The organism is Nostoc piscinale CENA21, assembly GCF_001298445.1.
Classification (GTDB): domain Bacteria; phylum Cyanobacteriota; class Cyanobacteriia; order Cyanobacteriales; family Nostocaceae; genus Nostoc_B; species Nostoc_B piscinale_A.
This window is the reverse complement of the sequence record NZ_CP012036.1, coordinates 1,719,516-1,739,290: the sequence shown is the minus strand read 5'-3', so window position 1 is coordinate 1,739,290 and position 19,775 is coordinate 1,719,516. Positions and strand designations below refer to the sequence as shown.

Annotated in this window: 13 protein-coding genes, 1 tRNA gene and 3 pseudogenes; 10 read left to right on the top strand and 7 right to left on the bottom strand. The window is 39.3% G+C overall.

From position 1 onward, the window contains the following. Positions 1-20 precede the first annotated feature (20 nt). Complete coding sequence (locus ACX27_RS07640) at positions 21-1,667, top strand: PfaD family polyunsaturated fatty acid/polyketide biosynthesis protein (RefSeq protein WP_062290472.1); 1,647 nt, start codon at positions 21-23, stop codon at positions 1,665-1,667. A 14-nt stretch (positions 1,668-1,681) separates the two neighbouring features. Beyond that, on the top strand, positions 1,682-3,196 hold the full coding sequence (locus tag ACX27_RS07635) for a thioester reductase domain-containing protein (RefSeq protein ID WP_062290469.1): 1,515 nt from the start codon (positions 1,682-1,684) through the stop codon (positions 3,194-3,196). 255 nt (positions 3,197-3,451) lie between these two features. Here ACX27_RS07635 and ACX27_RS07630 read toward each other — a convergent pair. Then, positions 3,452-4,715, bottom strand: a pseudogene (locus tag ACX27_RS07630) (hypothetical protein). Between the two features lie 377 nt (positions 4,716-5,092). Between ACX27_RS07630 and ACX27_RS07625 the strand changes: the two are divergent. From ACX27_RS07625 to ACX27_RS07615, 3 genes are all read left to right on the top strand, one after another. Continuing rightward, a complete protein-coding gene (locus ACX27_RS07625; protein WP_062290466.1) occupies positions 5,093-6,400 on the top strand; it encodes an acetyl ornithine aminotransferase family protein in 1,308 nt (435 codons plus the stop codon). Between the two features lie 86 nt (positions 6,401-6,486). Further along, entirely contained in the window at positions 6,487-7,383 is an 897-nt protein-coding gene (locus tag ACX27_RS07620) for a DUF1338 domain-containing protein (protein WP_062290463.1), read from the top strand. A 260-nt stretch (positions 7,384-7,643) separates the two neighbouring features. Further along, positions 7,644-8,000: a hypothetical protein gene (locus tag ACX27_RS07615; protein WP_062290460.1), complete on the top strand. Its 357-nt coding sequence runs from the start codon at positions 7,644-7,646 to the stop codon at positions 7,998-8,000. 165 nt (positions 8,001-8,165) lie between these two features. On the opposite strand, the pseudogene ACX27_RS07610 reads toward ACX27_RS07615, so the two are convergent. Beyond that, positions 8,166-8,616, bottom strand: a pseudogene (locus ACX27_RS07610) (Hsp20/alpha crystallin family protein). A gap of 403 nt (positions 8,617-9,019) precedes the next feature. On the opposite strand from ACX27_RS07610, the gene ACX27_RS07605 reads away from it, so the two are divergent. Beyond that, on the top strand, positions 9,020-9,340 hold the full coding sequence (locus ACX27_RS07605; RefSeq protein WP_062290456.1) for a DMT family transporter: 321 nt from the start codon (positions 9,020-9,022) through the stop codon (positions 9,338-9,340). Between the two features lie 310 nt (positions 9,341-9,650). Here ACX27_RS07605 and hppD read toward each other — a convergent pair whose 3' ends face one another. The 5 genes and pseudogenes from hppD to ACX27_RS07580 all read right to left on the bottom strand — a co-directional run bounded on the left by hppD (position 9,651) and on the right by ACX27_RS07580 (position 15,496). Further along, positions 9,651-10,679: a 4-hydroxyphenylpyruvate dioxygenase gene (gene hppD / locus ACX27_RS07600; RefSeq protein ID WP_062290452.1), complete on the bottom strand. Its 1,029-nt coding sequence runs from the start codon at positions 10,677-10,679 to the stop codon at positions 9,651-9,653. A 259-nt stretch (positions 10,680-10,938) separates the two neighbouring features. After that, positions 10,939-12,009 carry an NYN domain-containing protein gene (locus ACX27_RS07595; protein WP_062290449.1) on the bottom strand — a complete coding sequence of 357 codons (1,071 nt, stop codon included), beginning with the start codon at positions 12,007-12,009 and terminating at the stop codon, positions 10,939-10,941. A gap of 418 nt (positions 12,010-12,427) precedes the next feature. Further along, positions 12,428-13,238: pseudogene (locus ACX27_RS07590) on the bottom strand (phosphate ABC transporter ATP-binding protein). 960 nt (positions 13,239-14,198) lie between these two features. Continuing rightward, positions 14,199-14,271 (bottom strand) — tRNA-Arg (locus ACX27_RS07585). Between the two features lie 46 nt (positions 14,272-14,317). After that, positions 14,318-15,496 (bottom strand): murein hydrolase activator EnvC family protein, encoded by a 1,179-nt coding sequence (locus ACX27_RS07580; RefSeq protein WP_062290446.1) that lies wholly within the window; start codon positions 15,494-15,496, stop codon positions 14,318-14,320. Between the two features lie 130 nt (positions 15,497-15,626). Between ACX27_RS07580 and ACX27_RS07575 the strand changes: the two genes are divergently transcribed. From ACX27_RS07575 to cysE, 4 genes are all read left to right on the top strand, one after another. Further along, positions 15,627-15,920 carry a hypothetical protein gene (locus ACX27_RS07575; protein WP_062290443.1) on the top strand — a complete coding sequence of 98 codons (294 nt, stop codon included), beginning with the start codon at positions 15,627-15,629 and terminating at the stop codon, positions 15,918-15,920. 82 nt (positions 15,921-16,002) lie between these two features. Then, a complete protein-coding gene (locus ACX27_RS07570; RefSeq protein ID WP_062290440.1) occupies positions 16,003-17,199 on the top strand; it encodes a class I SAM-dependent methyltransferase in 1,197 nt (398 codons plus the stop codon). A 372-nt stretch (positions 17,200-17,571) separates the two neighbouring features. Continuing rightward, positions 17,572-18,450, top strand: coding sequence for an NAD(P)-dependent oxidoreductase (locus ACX27_RS07565; protein WP_062290437.1), 879 nt, complete (start codon positions 17,572-17,574; stop codon positions 18,448-18,450). A 217-nt stretch (positions 18,451-18,667) separates the two neighbouring features. Further along, the gene (gene cysE / locus ACX27_RS07560) at positions 18,668-19,432 is read left to right on the top strand and encodes a serine O-acetyltransferase (RefSeq protein WP_062290434.1); all 765 of its coding nucleotides are present in this window, start codon (positions 18,668-18,670) and stop codon (positions 19,430-19,432) included. Positions 19,433-19,775: the final 343 nt, after the last annotated feature.

Sequence of the window (19,775 nt, the reverse complement as noted above, 5' to 3'; positions counted from 1 at the left end):
CTACTGTGACTACCTTCGATATGCCACTCAGCACCCAAGATAATGGCTTAAGATTCTCCGCATACACCTACAATCAAAATCTTGTTTGGAAAGGTAATTTAGAAACAATATCCTTTGAACAGCAAGCTATCAAAAATAAATTACTCCTATTAGATAAACCTTGCTATATTGTCAAAATTGCAGGTAAGATTGGCGTTACCAATGAAGGATATTTATCTCCTGCTGAAAATAGCACAACTTCTCAATTAGAGTTAATTGCTTCCCTTGCGCCAATTTCTCTACAACAATTAGGCGACCCTAGTTTTCTCTCTTGTTACGGCGTAAAATATGCCTATATGACTGGAGCAATGGCTGGTGGTATCGCTTCAGAAGAACTGGTCATTGCTTTAGGAAAAGAGAAAATTTTAGGTTCTTTTGGTGCTGGTGGTTTACCTCCAGAAAGAATAGAAGCAGCAATTCAAAAAATTCAACAAGCTTTACCAAATGGCCCTTACGCTTTTAATTTAATTCACAGCCCTAATGATATGGCTATTGAACGCCGGGCTGTGGATTTATATTTAAAATATGGCGTGAAGGTTGTTGAAGCTTCAGCATTTTTAGACTTAACTCCCAACATTGTTTATTACCGAGTTGCAGGCTTAAGTTTAAATGCTGCTAATCAAATTGAAATCAAAAATAAAGTCATCGCTAAAATTTCTCGCCGGGAAGTTGCGAGTAAATTTATGCAGCCAGCACCAGCCAAACTTGTAAAAGAATTAGTTGAACAAAAATTAATTACTGAGTTACAAGCAAGATTGGCAGAACAAGTGCCAATGGCTGATGATATTACGGTGGAGGCTGATTCTGGCGGTCATACTGATAACCGTCCTTTGATTTGTTTGCTCCCTTCACTAATTGCTTTGAGGGATGAAATTCAAGCTCAATATCATTATCTTCAACCAATTAGGGTTGGTGCAGCAGGTGGAATTGCTACCCCAGAATCAGCTTTAGCAGCTTTTATGATGGGTGCTGCTTATGTAGTTACTGGTTCAGTTAATCAAGCTTGTGTTGAATCTGGTGCTTGTGAGCATACCAAAAAACTATTAGCGCAAGCGGAAATGGCTGATGTAACTATGGCTCCCGCAGGCGATATGTTTGAAATGGGTGTGAAGGTACAAGTGCTAAAACGGGGTACGATGTTCCCGATGCGCGCGCAGAAATTGTATGAATTGTACCGCACTTATAACTCAATTGAAGAAATCCCGACAGCGGAAAGGGAGAAGTTAGAAAAACAAGTTTTTCGGAAAACTATTGCTGAGGCTTGGGAAGGAACTGCTGCTTATTTATCACAAAAGAATCCAGAAAAGTTAGGTAAAGCAGTTAATAATCCTAAACTCAAAATGGCTGTGATTTTTAAATGGTATTTAGGATTATCTTCTCGCTGGTCTACTGCTGGTGAAAAAGGTCGAGAAGTTGATTATCAAATTTGGTGCGGCCCGGCGATGGGTAGTTTTAATGACTGGGTACGTGGTTCTTATTTAGCTGAACCTCAAAATCGCACAGTTGTGGATGTTGCTGACCAGATTATGAAGGGCGCAGCGTTTTCCTATCGCATCCAAAATTTAAAAATTCAAGGTTTGCAAATACCTGATTACTACACTCAGTATCGTCCAGAAGTTTGTCAATAATTTAAGAGGTAACAATGTCTTATAGCGCAGCAGATATTCAAGCGTGGATGGTGTCTCACCTGGCTGAGTTACTGGGTGTAGAAACTGATGAAGTTGATATCCACGAAAATTTGGAAAACTACGGTTTAGACTCAGCACAAGCGATGACTCTAGTAAGTAAATTAGAGGAATTGCTGGGTTTTCAACCATCTCCTTTATTATTGTGGCATTATCCTAATATTGCATCTTTGTCGGAGCGTTTAGCTGAGGAATTAGTAGAACAATCTGATGTGCAAGATACAGGGATTGTAAAGCAAACAAGTGGGAATGCGATCGCTGATATCCCCACTCTCGATTTACAAGCTGAAGCAGTCCTTGACCCCACAATTCATCCTGGTGGTGCTGTTTACACACCTGTAGACAAACCCAAGAAAATCTTCTTGACAGGTTCCACAGGCTTTTTAGGCGCATTCATCATCCGGGAACTGCTAGAACAAACCGACGCAGAATTGTATTGCTTGGTACGCGCAAGCAGTCTCCAAGAAGGTAAAAACAAGCTATACAAGAACTTAGAACAGTATGGAATTGGTCAGGATGAATTAAATCCTCGCATTATCCCAGTCATTGGTGATTTGTCTCAACCAATGTTAGGACTTGGCGCAGAACTATTCCAAGCGTTAGCTACCAACATTGACACCATTTATCACAGTGGTGCTTTGTTGAACTACGTTTATCCCTACTCAGCACTGAAAGCAGCTAACGTTTTAGGTACTCAAGAAATATTGAGATTGGCTTGTCAAATCAAAGTTAAGCCTGTACATTACGTTTCTAGTGTGGCTGTATTTGAATCACCTGTTTACGCTGGTAAAGTGGTGAAAGAAGATGATGATTTTAGCCACTGGGAAGGTATTTTCCTCGGTTACTCGCAAACAAAATGGGTGGCTGAGAAGTTGGTGAAAATTGCCAGCGATCGCGGTTTACCTGTTACAATCCACAGACCACCATTAATCGCCGGAGACAGTCAAACAGGTATCGGTAACACCCACGACTTCATCAACTTAATGGTCAAGGGTTGTCTACAAATGGGTTACTTCCCCGACGTAGAGTATATGTTGGATATGTCTCCTGTAGACTATGTAAGTAAAGCTATTGTCTATCTGTCCATGCAGCCAGAATCAATAGGTAAAGCTTTCCACTTACAACATCCCAACCCTGTTTCTTTAAAAGTATTAGTTGACTGGGTTAGTTCTTTTGGTTATCCAGTGCAAATGCTACCCTACGATGAATGGCAAGCAGAGTTAATTAAAAATGCCGCTTCACCAGATAATCCTTTATATACTTTGCGCCCATTCTTACTAGAACGCTGGTCAGAAGAACAACTCACAATTCCTGATTTGTATCTGCAAGCTAGAAGACCAAAAATTAGCTGTGAAGCAACTGTGAAAGCATTAGCAGGTAGTTCTATTTCCTGTCCGCCAATTGATTCTAAGTTGTTTATGACTTACACAGCTTATTTAATCGAAAGCGGTTTCTTAAGTATCGCTTTGTAATAATTTACAATTGCAATAGATCGAAAAAACCCAGTTACTATCAGTAACTGGGTTTTTTGCTGTCGAGATAAAACGAAAAAATTATTGAAATGAGTATCTATTCTTTGATTACTCTATTCAACCTTGGCAATAACCCTTTTGGTAGTTTTTGATTCTTCAAACTTTGTGAAAAATCTGGTATTTTTTTGAAAAAATTAACCGCAGATAAATGTGGATAAAATAGATTTTTTAGACTAGACGAGCTACTACAAATTCTTATTTCTTAACTAAGAAATAAGCTGTAACATACTCTGGTAATTGCTGAATATACTGGTTAAATTCTTGGCGATTTTGGAAAATTCCTGCTAAGAAATCGAGTTGGTAAAGATTAGGTAAAAAGGCTCCACCTGTATCAGCAATTACTCCCATTCTTAGATTTTTACGTCCATCTTGGTTATGTTCTATAACTACTATTTTACCTAAGCCAACATTGAGGACATCACCAGCAAAAGTTACTCCTGGCTTAATCGAGATTTTGGCATCTATTTTGTGACCATAACCTTTAATGGCATCTACTTTTTTTAAAATACCAATAACGCTTTTGGGCTGTTCCTTTTAAACCCCGAATGTAAGACATACCATTATTTCTATCAACATTAAAAAATGCTTGTGAACCATCGGTAAATTTAATCAAGATAGTACCTTGTAACAGAGCTTCTTCTAAGCCGTCACGGGTAAGATAAGCTAATGGTTGAACTTTGCCAAATTCTTTACCACCAGGTTCATAAATACCGGATAAAACATCCTGTTTGGTGTAGCGTGTATAGAATTTATCTGTAATTGCGTTATCTTTTAAACTATAAATTGGTGTATTAAACTTAGCTGTTTTAGTGCGAGAACCTGTATGGGTAAATACTGCATATTTGGTGATGCGTAGCTGTTTTTGGCGAGTGTTTTGCTTGTTATAAGCATTCCATCTAATCACCCGAAAATTATTATTAATAAAGTTCGGGTCTTGGAGACGTGTCGGGCGATTATTTGCAATATCTTGTTTTAAGACAACAATCATGAAATCTAGTGTTTTGAGAACATCTTCGACACTGACTCCTTGAGTTCCTAAGACACCCTTACGTTGAATATCTGGGTCATCTGTAGCGTGGTCTTTGAAATATTGTCGGGTATTGACAAGGGTACTTAATAAATCTGTTTGGTTAAAATTAACTTTGCTAGTTGGTAATTTAGTTGTAGATAAAATTTGATTACCATTAATACTAAATTTATAATTCTTCCATTCGTCAATTACGGGATAGCCTACAGATACACCAGCCGCATATTTATCAGGTGTATTAAGACTCAGAGTTTGCATTGCAGCCCAGGAAATTTGCGGTTGAGAAGAGGCAGAATTATCTTGACGATTTTCTGATGATGAGAGTTGTAGGTTTTTTAACTGAGTAGGAAAATAGCTATGAGCAAAGGTAGCAGTTAATAAGGAAGCAATACCCAAAGACAGGCTGAGTGTGTGACGCAAAAAGTTACTCATAGGCTAGAAAAAATTGCTATTAATCAATAATAATTACACTTGCTTAATATCTGGTCGATATTAATTTGACAATCCAGAAACCGTGATTACAATAGTGGCATTATAACTAAGTTCATCTTGCTAGAATCAAGCTCACGAAATTCAGTACTTCCCATCATCAGCTAATAATAGATACTCAGTAAGATAAGAGCCATGAAACTTTGGCGCTAAATTGTGCGGAGGATTCATGAAAAATTTACGGTATTTATCCAGAAGAAAATAACTCATATTACCGTTGTTCTGTCAATACGTAACATTTGTACAAATAGCAGCAAATGATACTGTCAAAAATCGAACATGACAGTTTAATCATCAATAATCTAAAAAAAATCTAAAAAATGTTAAGTATCTCCATTAATCAACCTTTACCTAGTGTGCCGCGTTTGGTGACAGCTTTACCAGGGACTCGTGCTAAAGCAATTGTAGAACGCGATCGCGCTGTAACTTCCCCATCTTATACCCGCGACTATCCTTTAGTGGTGGCTCGCGGTCAAGGCTGTATGGTAGAAGACGTTGACGGCAATGTATTTTTAGATATGACGGCGGGTATTGCTGTTACTGCTACCGGACACGCCCACCCAGAAGTTGTACAAGCTATTCAAGAACAGTCGGCTTGTTTGCTGCACATGTCAGGGACGGATTTTTATTATGAACCAATGGTGGAATTGGCAGAAAAATTAGCCTTTCGCGCCCCCTTCCCAGAAGGTGCAAGAATATTTTTTACCAATTCTGGGGCGGAGTCGAACGAAGGTGCAATTAAACTAGCTCGATATTACACCAAGCGATCGCTCATCATTGCCTTTTTGGGTGCATTCCACGGACGTACATACGGCGCAATGTCCCTGACTGGTTCCAAAACTGTGCAACGGGCTAACTTTGGGGCGTTAGTTCCTGGGGTAACTCACATTCCTTACGGTACTCACGCAAGTTTAGATTATTTAGAAACACAATTATTTAATACCATGCTGCCGCCCCAGGAAGTTGCAGCAATTTTCGTTGAGCCAATTCAAGGAGAAGGCGGCTATATTGTCCCAGAAGATGGATTTTTGCAAAGAATCCGAGATATCTGCGATCGCTACGGCATATTAATGGTAGTAGATGAAGTGCAATCAGGGATGGGGCGTACAGGCCGCTTGTTTGCTATTGAACATTGGGGTGTGATGCCTGATATTATCACCACCGCTAAAGGCCTCGCCAGTGGTTTACCCCTGGGCGCAATTCTCGCCCGCCCAGAATTAATGACCTGGCCGCCTGGTTCCCACGCTACCACATTTGGCGGCAACCCTGTGGCCTGTGCGGCGGGTTTGGCAACTTTGCGACTCTTAGAAAGCGGTTTGATGACCAACGCTACCCAAATGGGAGAACTATTACAAGCTGGCTTAACCCAGTTACATCAAAAATTTCCGCAAATATCGTTACCCAGAGGCAAAGGTTTGATGGTCGCAGTCGATTTAGTCGACGAAGCAGGTAATTATGATAGTAAACTACGCGATCGCATTATCCAAGAAGCCTTTTTACGCGGTTTATTATTACTTGGTTGTGGTAAAGCCGCCATTCGTTTTTGTCCACCCTTAATTATTGACAGCCACCAAATACAAACCGCCCTCGATATTCTCTCAGATATTCTCCAAAGTATTGAGTGCTGAGTGCTGAGTAGACAAGGTAGAAAGATTGCTCCCTTGTCTCCCTTGTCCCCCTTCCTCCTGCCTCCTACTCCTCTGCGTGAGAAATTATGAACCCCGAACTCGCATCGTCCCTCTGGGAATCACTTTGGCAAGAATACAAAGCCAGAGTCAATTATGCTCAAATTTACGAAAAAATGATTATAAATGCGGGTGGAACCGTTGCCAACGACCATATTGCTTTTCGGTCTTTGCGGTTGCTAGTCGATAGTCCCCAAGGAAAGATTAACTTAGGAATCAACCACTTAGCACAAATAGCCGAAGCATTAGGTTACGAAGTTGCAGGTGAATATACATTTACCGCTACCCATCTTTATGCACGTCACTATCAACATCCACAAGCAGCAGAATTCGATTTACCCAAACTCTTTATTAGTGAATTAATTGTTGATGAATTACCAGAAAATATTGCCCGACTCATTTATCAAACAGTCTCCAAAATTCCCGACGCAATGCTTTCTTTCTGGACACCGATTTTCTCAGATGAACAACAATTAAAGCAAATCTTTTCTCGTCCTTGGCAAGTTCCCCGACGTTCCGTGGTGGAGGAAGTGAATAAAATCACTCAATATGGTGCTTGGGTATTGTTGCATGGTTACGCCGTCAACCACTTTACAGGATATATTAACCGCCAAAATACCCCTGCATATCCTGATATAGATACTACTGTTGAGGCTTTGGCGAAATTAGGTGTCCCGATGAAAGCCGAAATTGAAGGTGATGTAAGTTGTGGTTTACGCCAAACTGCAACCCACGCCGTCTCAGAAATGGTGATAGTCTTAGATGACAGCAGTCAAGCAGAAATCCAAATTCCTTGGACTTACGCTTATTATGAACTTGCCCAGCGTTACATAGTAGAATTGGAACCGGGAAAACCAGAACTTTTTCAGGCTTTTTTGGGCAGAAACGCTCAACAGTTATTTGAAATGACTAGGAAAATGGCCTAAGTGTCCTCACAAAGATTTTCTCTGAAGGGTGTAGGAGAGTAAGGGTATAGTAGTTCACCAACTCAACATTGCTATGTAGACTTAGCAGGGGTGTAGGGAGAATTGGAGAAATCTTCTCCCCCTTGCTCCCCACCCCCTGCGCCGAAGCCTGTCAACTCTCCCCTGCTTATCCGGGAAACATAAGCTCCTGATGGACATTCATGGTAAACGTAAGATTTAATCAAAGTATTCTAAGCCGCCAGGAATTTTTGAGTCAGCCCATGAATAAAATTATACTGAGTTTACTTTCTACCCCGATGCTGATTAGTTCTCTCCTGTCGATGACAGCGATGTTTAATCAAGCACAAGCAGCAGAACCAGTAGTCAAAAATACCGAAGACCGTTTATCTTGCATCCGCAATAAGCATAAAGTTGGCTTAGTTTGCGCTAGAGCGTCTGTGTTAGCACAAATCCCAACTGAACAGGCTGAAGTAGAATTTTCTAATGATAATAATGTACCGATGTTAGAGTTCAGTGACCAAGAAAGCGAAATGGCAGTTACTTTGTTTGGTTGTGACTGTCCAGCCTGCATCAATTCTTTGCGTCAAATGAGTGGTGCTAAACCTTTAGTTTATTAAACTTTCATCAGCGATCGCTTTCATTTTATCTGTTGTTAACCAAGACTTTAGCGATGCGATCGCTATTTGCTGATTTACTTAAGCTTCCTATTCTTGATTATCGGGGATATTGTTCTACAAAATTTTTATCTCTGTAGAGACGTTGCAATGCAACGTCTCTAATTTTTAGCCAACAGATTCTAGATTTAGTTTGACGACTTTTTTTCTTTTCGTCTTCAGCTTTAGGCAAGGTCAAATTCAAAATACCGTCTTTATAATCAGCAGTAACATTGGTATTTTGAATGCGAGTTGGTAGAGGAATCAAGCGTTGGAATTTACCATAGTGAAATTCACTCTTGGTAATGCCTTTGCCTTCTGTTTTGGTTTCAGATTTACGTTCACCGCTAACATAGACAGCTTTTTCAGTCACTTGCACATCTAGGTCTTTGGCTTCAATTCCTGGCAGTTCTAGTTTGAGATGAATCGCTTCTTCAGTTTCTTGTAATTCAGCAGCAGGAACTTTTACTAAGGTTCTATCAAGTAAAGTAGATGGTAGCATTTCTTCTTCAAATAAACGGTTAATTTGTCTTTGGAGAGTGTTAACTTCTTGCCAAGGATGCCAATGAACGAGTTTCATATCTCTACCTCATTTAATTTCTCAATTTGTTAGTTGATTTAGGTTTAAATCATTTGCTTTGTTCTTATAGTATTCACAAATTATAGGAGTGTAAATTCGGTTTTTATCACCAATTTCATCATGATTACCGAATGATATTATTAGTACGGTAAACCCCATTATATAGGTGTGGTAAACTGAATATAAATTCTAATTATTTATATACCCGACTCCTTGAAGAAGTCGGGTATATGATTTAGATGATTTAGATGATTTAGATAATTTTGATAATTTTAATCAGATGAGGAGGAATGTTATCAACATGGCAGAATTACATATTTTATAAAATATATAATTTTTAATCATTCTGTTTGATTGTCAAAATCATATTTTCATCATCCTCATACAATAAACCAATAAATATATGATAAGTAGTTGGATCTGTCTCATTACAGCAATATTATTTGAAGTCGCTGGGACAACTTCTATGAAATTGTCTGAGGGATTTACAAGAACTATTCCCTCAGTATTAATTTTTGTTTGTTATGGAATATGTTTTAGCTTTTTAACTTTAGCTCTCAAAAAAATTGAAGTCAGCATTGCTTATTCTGTTTGGTCTGGTTTAGGAACAACTGTAATCGCTACTATTGGTGTAATTTGGTTTCGAGAATCGATGTCTCTGGTTAAATTTATATCAATAGCTTTAATTATTGTTGGTGTGATTGGGGTAAATTCTGCTAAATAAAAAAAGCCCTCATCCATTACAAAATGAATGAGGTGAGGATAGGAGTAATCAACAAGGACTTCCTGTTATGTTTGTCCTTTTCAAGATAAAGAAGCTTGAGGCTGATCGCTACAAGAAAAACAGTAGCAATCTCTCAAAAGAGTCAGCAAAATAAGCAACCAACCTAAATCCGTCCGTTGTTAATGCTTTAGCATGTATAGATAGTGTAGTAAAACTTGGCTCATCAAGCCCGCAAGTTATTTCCCACTCATAATTTAGCAGTGATGCTCAGGTATATGTAGCCAAATTGGCAGTAATCAGCAAAACTAATTTATTCAAAGTGCAAAGTTCCACGTTTTATTTGTTCGCTTTCAATGGCTTCAAATAAAGCACGAAAATTACCTTCGCCAAAACCTTGTGCTTGAAAACGTCGTTCAATAAACTCAAAGAAAAATGTTGGCTGTCCAAAAATAGGTTGAGTAAAAATTTGTAGTAATAATGCGTTTTGGGTATTAGCTTGCCAATCTACTAAAATTTCTTGTTGGGCGATCGCTTCTAATTCTAAGGGTGATAAGGGAAATTCTGTCCGCTTTTTTAACTGAGAGTAATAAGTCTGGGGAACCGACAATAAAGATAAACCACGGCTACGTAATTGCGCGATCGCACCAATTAAGTTTGATGTTCGCAAAGCAATGTGTTGAATACCTGCGCCGCGATTTACATCCAAAAACTCTTGAATTTGCGAATTACGAGAAGTTGGTTCATTAATTGGTAATTGTACACTGCCATTCCGAGAAACTAGCACTTGGCTGTACAATCCAGAGCGATCAGTTTTAATTTTAAATGCTTGTTGCGCTTGCAAATCTAAGACGTTTTTGTACCAAGCCACAGCAGATTCTAACTCACCAACTGGTACATTTAAAACTATATGATCAATGGCGCTAAACATGGGGCGATCGCGTGCTTCCCAATTCACACTGGCTGATTTTTCTATCAAAGTATGAGTCATCCCTCCCCAAGCCGCAATTTTACCGCATCTATAGCCGGGATATTCTTGGATGGGTTCTAAGATTGTCGCACCTTGGGCTACTGCTTGAGCGATCGCAACCTCCACATCTGGTACAGTAAAAGCAATATCCGCCACCCCAGGAGGATGTAAGCGCAAAAAATCTGCTACCGGACTTGTCGGCAATAATGGTGAAGATAGTAAAAAGCAAACAGCCCCACTCTGCACCCTTTCAGTACGAGTGTGTGCTGAACTTATTCCACTATTAACTGCGGTAAATCCTAGATAGTATATGAACCAATCCCGCCAAAATGCGGCATCTTCTACATAGAAATGAACGTGAGCAATTTCCATAAATCCTGAAAATCTAGCTTGAGAGCTTATCTATGTGTAAATTTTGCCTTTTTTGCTAGATTATCAAGTCCTTCCTAAGCAGTAATTATGTAAGCATCTTACATAATTACACCTAAATAATCAAGAACTGGCATAATAAGACTTTAATTTGATTTCTCAAAACAATCTTGACACCTAAAAACTACTTTTTACTACTCCCCACTCCCTACTCCCTGACTCAACTGATAATTTAGAAATCAAATAAGAATATTATATAAGGTTATTTAACTGCTATTTGCCAACCTTTTGCTGTTTGCTTGAGTTGATAAGAGCTACATGATTGCAAAAATTTAATGAAATTGCCACTTAATTGCAAGCTTTTAATTTGTTCTGTAATGGGTTTATCATATTGCTGCTTAAATTCACTACCTAAAGTCCCAATGTCAATGTAATTTCCAGGCGAGTTACTAGTTAATTGATAAATAATATTTTTTAGTGCTTGTTCTAAATCTGCTTTACTATTAATACTTGCCTTTGGATGTTCAGTTATATCAGCTTGATCAGCCGCAATTTCAAATAATGTGATATGTACCGGGGCATTTTGCTCAACTTGATGCAGCACAAATTCTGCCGGATATTGCTCAAATATTTCCCTAGATTTCTTACCAGGAAAGTATTTTTCAGCTACTTGAGTAATACTTATTTTATACTTATTTTTATAATTTTGTGAGATAATAGCCAACTTAACCCAATGACTATGAGTACGGGTTTGCTCTGTTTTAATTAACTCTTTAATTTGTTGAATAAATTGGGCGATCGCTGGTATTTCAAGTACATTAGCATTCTTCCTCACCAGTTTGCCTGTAGCACTATTTAATACGGTGATATCTTCACCTTGGTGACTGACTTGATATACTATTAATCCATGTTGCCGGAGATGATTACATAAATTAGTCATCACTTTATCAGAAGAACAAACTAAAACTTCTCTCGCCTTTGGATATCTTTCATAAATAGATGAACCAAAGGCAATCATTTTTCCATCAGCGTTATCTTTACCTACGGGTACATGAATTAAATCGTAACCACGTCCATGCAATTCAACATCTAGTTTACCCATACTACACCAATTAGCAAAGGCAATTTTAATTTGAATTGGGCATGTACAAACTGTTGTTAAAAACTTTTCAGTTTCCGAGTTGATTTGTAAGTTTTCTGCATCTAATAATAAAACTGCCGTTTCCGTTGGATGAGCAAAAGAATAACAGACAAGTTTTTGTTCGGTTTCAGTAGGCTGCACTTGGATGATACTACCTGAGCCATTCAACTCAGTTGTTTTAGCATAGCTCATAAACTACCACAGATAATTTAGCTTAGATGATTGATTATCCAAGCCAAGAAATTACCCATGTTATATCTGTGCAGTAAAGTATCTGATAACCGTAAAACTCCTGAAAATAAATTCTCTTAGAGGATGTTTCAAAAGTCCTATTGTTGGTAGCCAATCATTTTAGATCCCCCTAAATCCCCCTTAAAAAGGGTGACTTTAAGGACTCTTAGCCCCCCTTTTTAAGGGGATCTGAACATAACCAATTTTTAGACAAATAATCAATATATTATCCAATATAATGATATATAAATTTATCTACATCTATCTCCGTTTAGCTGCGGTTAATTATTCTTTCCTCTCATTGGGATAAGAACAGCTATAGAGATAAATTAAAAGCAAATACGAGCAACTTTCTTCTCTAACCCCTAGCCTCTAACTTCTAGCCTCTATTTTCATATTTACCACTACCAAGACGGGTTAACACATATTCCCGTGTGCGAACATCAAGGGCGTTAGAGAAAATCTTTTTTGTAAGTCCAAATTCTACCATTTGCCCAATGCGATGTTCATTGGTGGAAAAAAAAAGCCGTGAAATCAGATATGCGTGTGACTTGTTGTAAGTTATGGCTAATAATCACCATTGTTAATTCTGATCGCAAACGCAAACTCTGAATTAAACCTTCCACTTTTGTCGCAGCTACAGGATCAAGCCCAAAACAAGGTTCATCCATCAGAATGACTTTGGGTTTGACTGCTAAAGCACGGGCTATACAAAGTCGCTGTTGTTGTCCACCAGAAAGCTCTAAAGCAGATTTATGCAGTTTATTTTTGACTTCATCCCACAGATCAGCATCTTTGATGGCAGATTCGACAATTTGATCTAATTCAACTTTCGGCCGCCATCCCAGTATTTTCACCCCATAGGCAACGTTATCATAAACGCTCATGGGAAATAAATTTGGCTTAGGCAACACCATACTAACTTGACGGCGTAAGCGATTTAAATTGACGCGACGTTCATAAATATTTTGATTGTAAAATTCTACTTTTCCTTCAACATGAACTTCAGCTTCTAATTCATTCATCCGATTGAGGCATTTAATAAAAGTAGACTTACCACAACCACTAGGGCCAATAATTGCTGTGACTTTATCCTGGTAAATATCCATTGATACTCCTTCCAGGATTTTTTGGGTGTTGTAGTAAAGACTAAGATTTTTAATTTTGATTGCTGGAATTAGCTTATTCATACCAGAAAATTGTAAGTGTATTGATGTTGACTAAACGCAATCATGAAAATCCGTGGCTTTATATACTACACTGGTTATCAAACTAGAAGTTGATTTTCTTTGTTTAAGCTATACAGCAAATATACTGATATTAGATACCTGTATAAATTTAGAGTAAAAAGTTACTGCTGATATCAAAGTTTACTGTAAAATATGTTACCATAAAATCCCGATTTTTTCTAGTTTTTGTTAATGAATTGCCCCATTTTCGGGATTAATTTTAAGATATGACCTGCAATTAACAATATTTGGGACTTTTTAAGTACACTCTTCTTTAAAAATGCAAACTATTTTTTAAAATTTGAATAAACTTATGATGGTAATTGATAATTTTTTGAGGAATCAGGTAAATTAAGTGTTTAGCTTAAAAGTAGATATTAAGCGATCGCTACAATATTAAACTTGAAATATAGATAATACATACTTGTAGTTAGTGTTGTTACTAACTGCATAGTTAATTTCTTGCATCTGATTAACTTTCAATTATTGCTGGCATTACTGTTTCAGATAAAATCTCAAACCTCAATATATTAATGAGCAGCAAAAATTTAAGTAATGATTAATATGCCAATATTCCCAAAAGCAACTGTAGTTAAACTATAGACATTTTTAAATTGAATAATGATTTCTAAATAAACACTTCAGCAGGATTTAGGCAAAATTTTGAAAAAATGTAGCCGCGCCAGCGTTGAAGCAGTCAAGGCAAACGTATTTAATATTGATATGCTCACCATTGCAATCTATGCTGGGTTGAAAGGATAGAGCAACAGATTCTTTGTTTGAAAAGCTTAATTCTAACTCTAATATCGAAACTGATTAGTTACGCGATAAAATAAGAGTCCTGCCACACTTTAAATATTGGTAAGTGTAGTCATGACACACAATTTGTCACGCGGACAACTAGTTTGGTAATCTATAAAACGAGCGCGGAGGGATTTGAACCCCCGACCCACAGAACCGGAATCTGTTGCTCTATCCACTGAGCCACGCGCCCTTAATCTTCTGCATTATAGCATGGTTGTGATCAAGTTTGCAGGTGATTAAAGAAAATCAGCCGGATTGATGGGTGTACCACGGCGACGTACTTCAAAATGCAGGTGTGGCCCCGTAGAAAAACCTGTGGAACCGACAGCCGCGATCGCTTGTCCGCGTTGTACTCCTTGTCCTTCAGAAACAAACACTTCGCTGGTGTGTCCGTAGAGTGTGGTCAATCCGTTACCGTGGTCGATAATAACCGCTCTACCATAGCCACCATACCACCCCGCAAAAATAACAGTTCCCGAATCGGCGGCGCGAATTGTACTACCATAACTAGCTGCAAAATCCAAACCTGCATGAAAGCGCCGATAACCTAGAATTGGGTGTACTCGCCAGCCAAAGGGACTGCTAGTAGGTGCATTGCTGGGATAAGCAAACATTCCTGTACCGCGAATGATAATACTATTGCGGCTGTTGGTTTTGCTGCGTCCTTCTAAGGCGGCGACTTTTTCTTCAATCAAGTTTTCTAGATTATGGGAATCTCTTTCTAATTGATTTTCGGCTGCTTCTAAGGCGAGGCGATCGCTATTTAAGCGTTGAAGTAATTCTGCTTGTGACTGTGCTTGAGCTTGATAATCTGCTTTTTGTAAGAGTAATTGCTGACGAATTAAGGCAATTTCATTTTTTTGTTGTTCTACATCAGTTTTTTGCTGATTGATTTGCAGTGCTTGGACATTAAGTTTGGCTAAAATTTTCTGGTCTGCCTGATAGACTAACTTTAATTGGTGACGACGGCTGATAAAGTCACTGATATTTTGGCTTTGCATTAAAACTGCCCAGCCTTGACTAGCGTGCGATCGCTGAAGATAACGCAATCTGGCGACTGTGGCGACTTGTCTTTCTTCGTAGCTACGTTGCGCCACAGCTAAATCGGCTTCTAGCTTTTGTAGGCGTTGATTGGCTTGGGCTAACCGTGATTCGCTATCTTGAATTTGATTACTTGTGGTATTGATATTTTGGTTGATCCCTGTCAAACGCTTTTTTGCAGCATTGTGCAAATTAGTCAAGCGATCGCGTTCCTGAATCACATTCTGGCGTTCTTGATTAATTTGTTCCTGCTGTTGTCGCAAGGTATCCACGGAGGCTGATGTTGTTGCATATCCCGCCGATACGGAAATTAATACCAAACCAACACACAAAACATAAGCAAATCCCAGAAAAATAATTTTTAATGCTCTCATAGCGTGAGCCTAACTAAGCCAATGCTGCAAAACACTATGAGTATTCCCAAATTTATCTTCTTTTGCTCAATGTACTATTTCTTGCTGTACCTGTGAGAAGTTAAATGGAATAGGTAAATCATCAGGTGTTATGAAAGCACGTATAGCAATTCTCTTAATTACTTTAGTTTTTCCAGGTGTGGCGGTAGTAGGAACGTCACTTTATTGGTTTAACTTAGACTATGCTGCACTAGGCAAAGCTGAAAATTATGTGCAGAAACTAGTAGAAGAAAACAAAGTCACTGATAGACAATTAGAATACGCTTACCATCGTACTTTTATTCATCGCATCAACGTATTCGCTGATGGTACATGGGGTTTGCTGGGAGGTGTGATCACAGCACTGGGGATACATGGATTAGTAACGATTAAGGAAAAGCCATAAAGAAAATATCTATTGTAAATAAGAAGAGTCCCAACTTATCAAGGAAGTTAGGGATTTGAAGCCCACTGAGTCTAACTTGTTTATGAATTCTAACCCAGCGTTGTGTGCGGCCATTAGCGATCGCATTGCTACAAGTCCGCAAAAGCGAATTACCTTTGCGGAATACATGGATATGGCGTTATATCACCCTGAACATGGCTACTATGCCAGCAAAGCCGTCAACATTGGGTTTAAAGGTGGTGATTTTTTCACATCTGTTAGTCTCGGTGTTGATTTTGGCGAGTTACTAGCAGAACAGTTTGTGCAAATGTGGGAAATTTTAGGACAACCCCGGCCTTATTCCTTGGTAGAAATGGGAGCAGGTCAAGGACTGTTGGCGTTGCATATCCTCAACTATTATCAACGGCATTATCCTGATTTTTTACCAGCCTTAGAGTATGTGATTGTCGAAAAGTCTCCCGAATTGCAGCAAGAACAACAACAACGTTTGCAAAATTACCCTGTGCGGTGGTGCAATTTAGCAGATATACCGAGTAACTCCATCACTGGCTGCTTTTTTTCTAACGAACTAGTCGATGCTTTTTCAGTGCATCAGTTTATTTTACAAACTGGGGAACTGCGAGAAATTTATGTCACCTTACCATCTGATGTAGAGCAAGATGAAAATTATCTGCTGTTAGAAGGGGAGTTTCAAGAAATCATCGGGGAAATTTCTACACCGCAGTTGACAAAATATTTTGATTTGATAGGGATTGATTTAGCTGCAAAAGTCTACCCCGATGGCTACCGCAGTGAAATTAATTTAGCGGCTTTAGACTGGTTGAGTATAGTAGCAGACCGCTTGCAACGCGGCTATGTGGTAACAGTTGATTATGGCTATCCTGCCCATCGCTACTATAACCCCAGGCGATCGCAAGGAACCCTCCAGTGCTACTACCAGCATCGTTACCATAACAACCCCTACATTAATCTTGGGCGACAAGATATCACTGCCCATGTTGACTTTACCGCCTTAGAACTGTGGGGAGAGCAATGTGGTTTAACCAAAATTGGCTTTACCCAACAAGGTTTATTTTTGATGGCGTTGGGTTTAGGGGATAGAATAGCCTCACTTTCTCAGCAAGATATAGCGATCGCTCAATTGTTGCAAAGACGTGAATCACTCCACCAACTTATTGATCCCAATGGCTTGGGTGGCTTTGGAGTCCTCATCCAAAGTAAAGGACTTCAAAATCAGGAAATTTTGCAACCCCTGAAAGGATTAATTGTGCCAAAGTAAAAGTAAGGGAAAAAGTTAAAACTCTCTGTAAGTCGGCAGCATCACTGTTATATGGACTAGCATTACTATTGATTACTGCGAAATCCTGTATTTAAAAAAGCAACAAAAACTATGAATACTCATGACTTGTTGATGCTAGTAATGCTACTTACACCCGGTATCTTACTATCTGTTGTCATTATGGCGACATTTGCAGCTGGCGGCTGAATTTACAGTGCTGAGTGCTGAGTACTCAGCCGTATCGGGTGAATTTGAGATTTAGGATGGCATCTTAAGTCTCAAATTACAAATCACCAGCCAATTACAATCAAAAGATGAAAACGCGATTTCTGTTATGGACTTCGCCTCAGCTTTATCAAAGGAACGTGAACAATGAAGGTGGCATTTCTGGGAACTGGACTGATGGGACAACCAATGGCTCAAAGGTTGTTAGCAGCCAACATACAAGTAGTTGCCTACAATCGCACCCCAGAAAAATTAGCACCATTACAAGCAGCCGGCGCGGAAATTGCCGCCCAACCCCGTCAGGCCATTCGTGCTGCTGATTGCATTATTTTGATGCTGACTAATGCCGCAGCCATTTATCAAGTCTTACTTTCAGATACAGCTTGGCGTACCCTAGAAGGACGCACAATTATTCAGATGGGGACAATTACACCCACCGAAAGCCAAGAAATTCGAGATACCATCATTGGTGGTGGTGGTGAATATATAGAAGCACCAGTATTAGGAAGTATTCCCGAAGCCAAAAGCGGGCAATTAATTGTTATGGTAGGCGCAACCCCAGATCAATACCAAAGACATTTACAATTACTGCAAAATTTTGGCCCAGAACCTTTACTAATTGGCCCTGTGGGGACAGCCGCCGCCTTAAAATTATCCCTCAATCAATTAATTGCTTCTTTAACAACTAGCTTTGCCCTCAGTTTGGCTTTTTTACAGCGTCAAGGTGTCAATATTGAATCTTTTATGCAGGTTTTACGCCAAAGTTCTTTGTATGCACCGACTTTTGATAAAAAGCTGCAAAGAATGTTAGAAGAAGACTATGCTAACCCCAATTTTCCGACAAAACATTTGCTCAAAGATACAGACTTATTTATCTCAGAAGCCAAAGCTTTAGGTTTAGACCTCAGCAGCATTGAGTCTGTGCGACACATTTTAGCTACAGCCATGAAAATGTCATTTGCTAATGATGATTATTCATCAATCTTTTCCGCAATTAAAGAATGGGGAGATTCTGGGGCGGAGTGAGTTGGGCTTGGAAGGGAGACAAGGTGGACAAGGCGGACGAGGGAGACAAGGGAGACAAGGGAGACAAGGCGGATAAGGGAGCAATTTTTCTCCCCCCTCACCCTTGTCCACCCCCTCCTCCCTTGTCCACCCCCTCAGCACTCAGCACTTTATCAACCAAGCACTGAAAAAGATAATATGGTATGGTAGCTCGTTTGCTTTTCGAGGGTACTATTGCGTGCTATCTACTCTACGTGCCGATTTCCGCATCATTTTTGAACGTGACCCAGCCGCCCGTAACTGGTTAGAGGTTTTGGTTTGTTACCCTGGCTTGCAAGCCCTAATTTTTCACCGACTGGCTCACTGGCTACATCACCTTGGTCTTCCCTTTATTCCCCGCTTCATTTCTCACTTCTCTAGATTTTTGACTGGTATCGAAATTCACCCAGGTGCAACCATTGGCCAAGGGGTATTTATTGACCACGGTATGGGTGTAGTCATTGGTGAAACTGCAATTGTGGGTGATTATGCTCTGATTTATCAAGGTGTCACTTTGGGAGGAACTGGTAAACAAAGTGGTAAACGCCATCCTACAGTCGGTGAAAATGTTGTGGTTGGTGCTGGTGCAAAGGTATTAGGCAATATTCACATTGGTAATAACGTCCGCATTGGTGCTGGGTCAGTTGTCCTGAGAGATGTGCCTTCTGATTGTACAGTGGTTGGGATTCCCGGCCGGATTGTCTATCGTTCTGGAGTCCGCGTTGCACCTTTGGAACACAACAATTTACCCGACTCGGAAGCGGAAGTAATTCGCGCTTTAGTCGATCGCATTGAAACTTTAGAACAACAAATTCAAACTCTACAGCAACTACAGACTGCTGCTAAAACTCCTGTATTAGTTGGTTGTGTTGCTGTTAACGAGCCTGAACCAAAACCAGAAGCGCCTTTGTGTAGCCTCAGAGATAAAGCCATACAACAATTTCTTGATGGCGCAGGTATTTAAATTGTGACTTACGCACAAATATTGTTTGTGGATAATGGGTGTAAGGGTGTAAGGGTTCTAGATACATACACCCCGGTTACTGAGCGCAGTTTAAGTATACCCCTATACTGCTTTACCCTTTCCTAAAACCTGGGTTTTTCGTTTTTATGCGTAAGTTCTATAAAATACTAACTTAAAGTGATGAAGCAAGAGCCACTGAAAAATATTTTTCTGCATCGTCAGCAGATCAAAATTATCCTCTTATTACTAATCAGTGGCTCTTTATTCTACTTGTTTTTAGTTCGATTGGGCTTTTTGGCTCCCCTCCAAGAAATTCCGCAAATTTTGTGTCTAAAAAAATTGC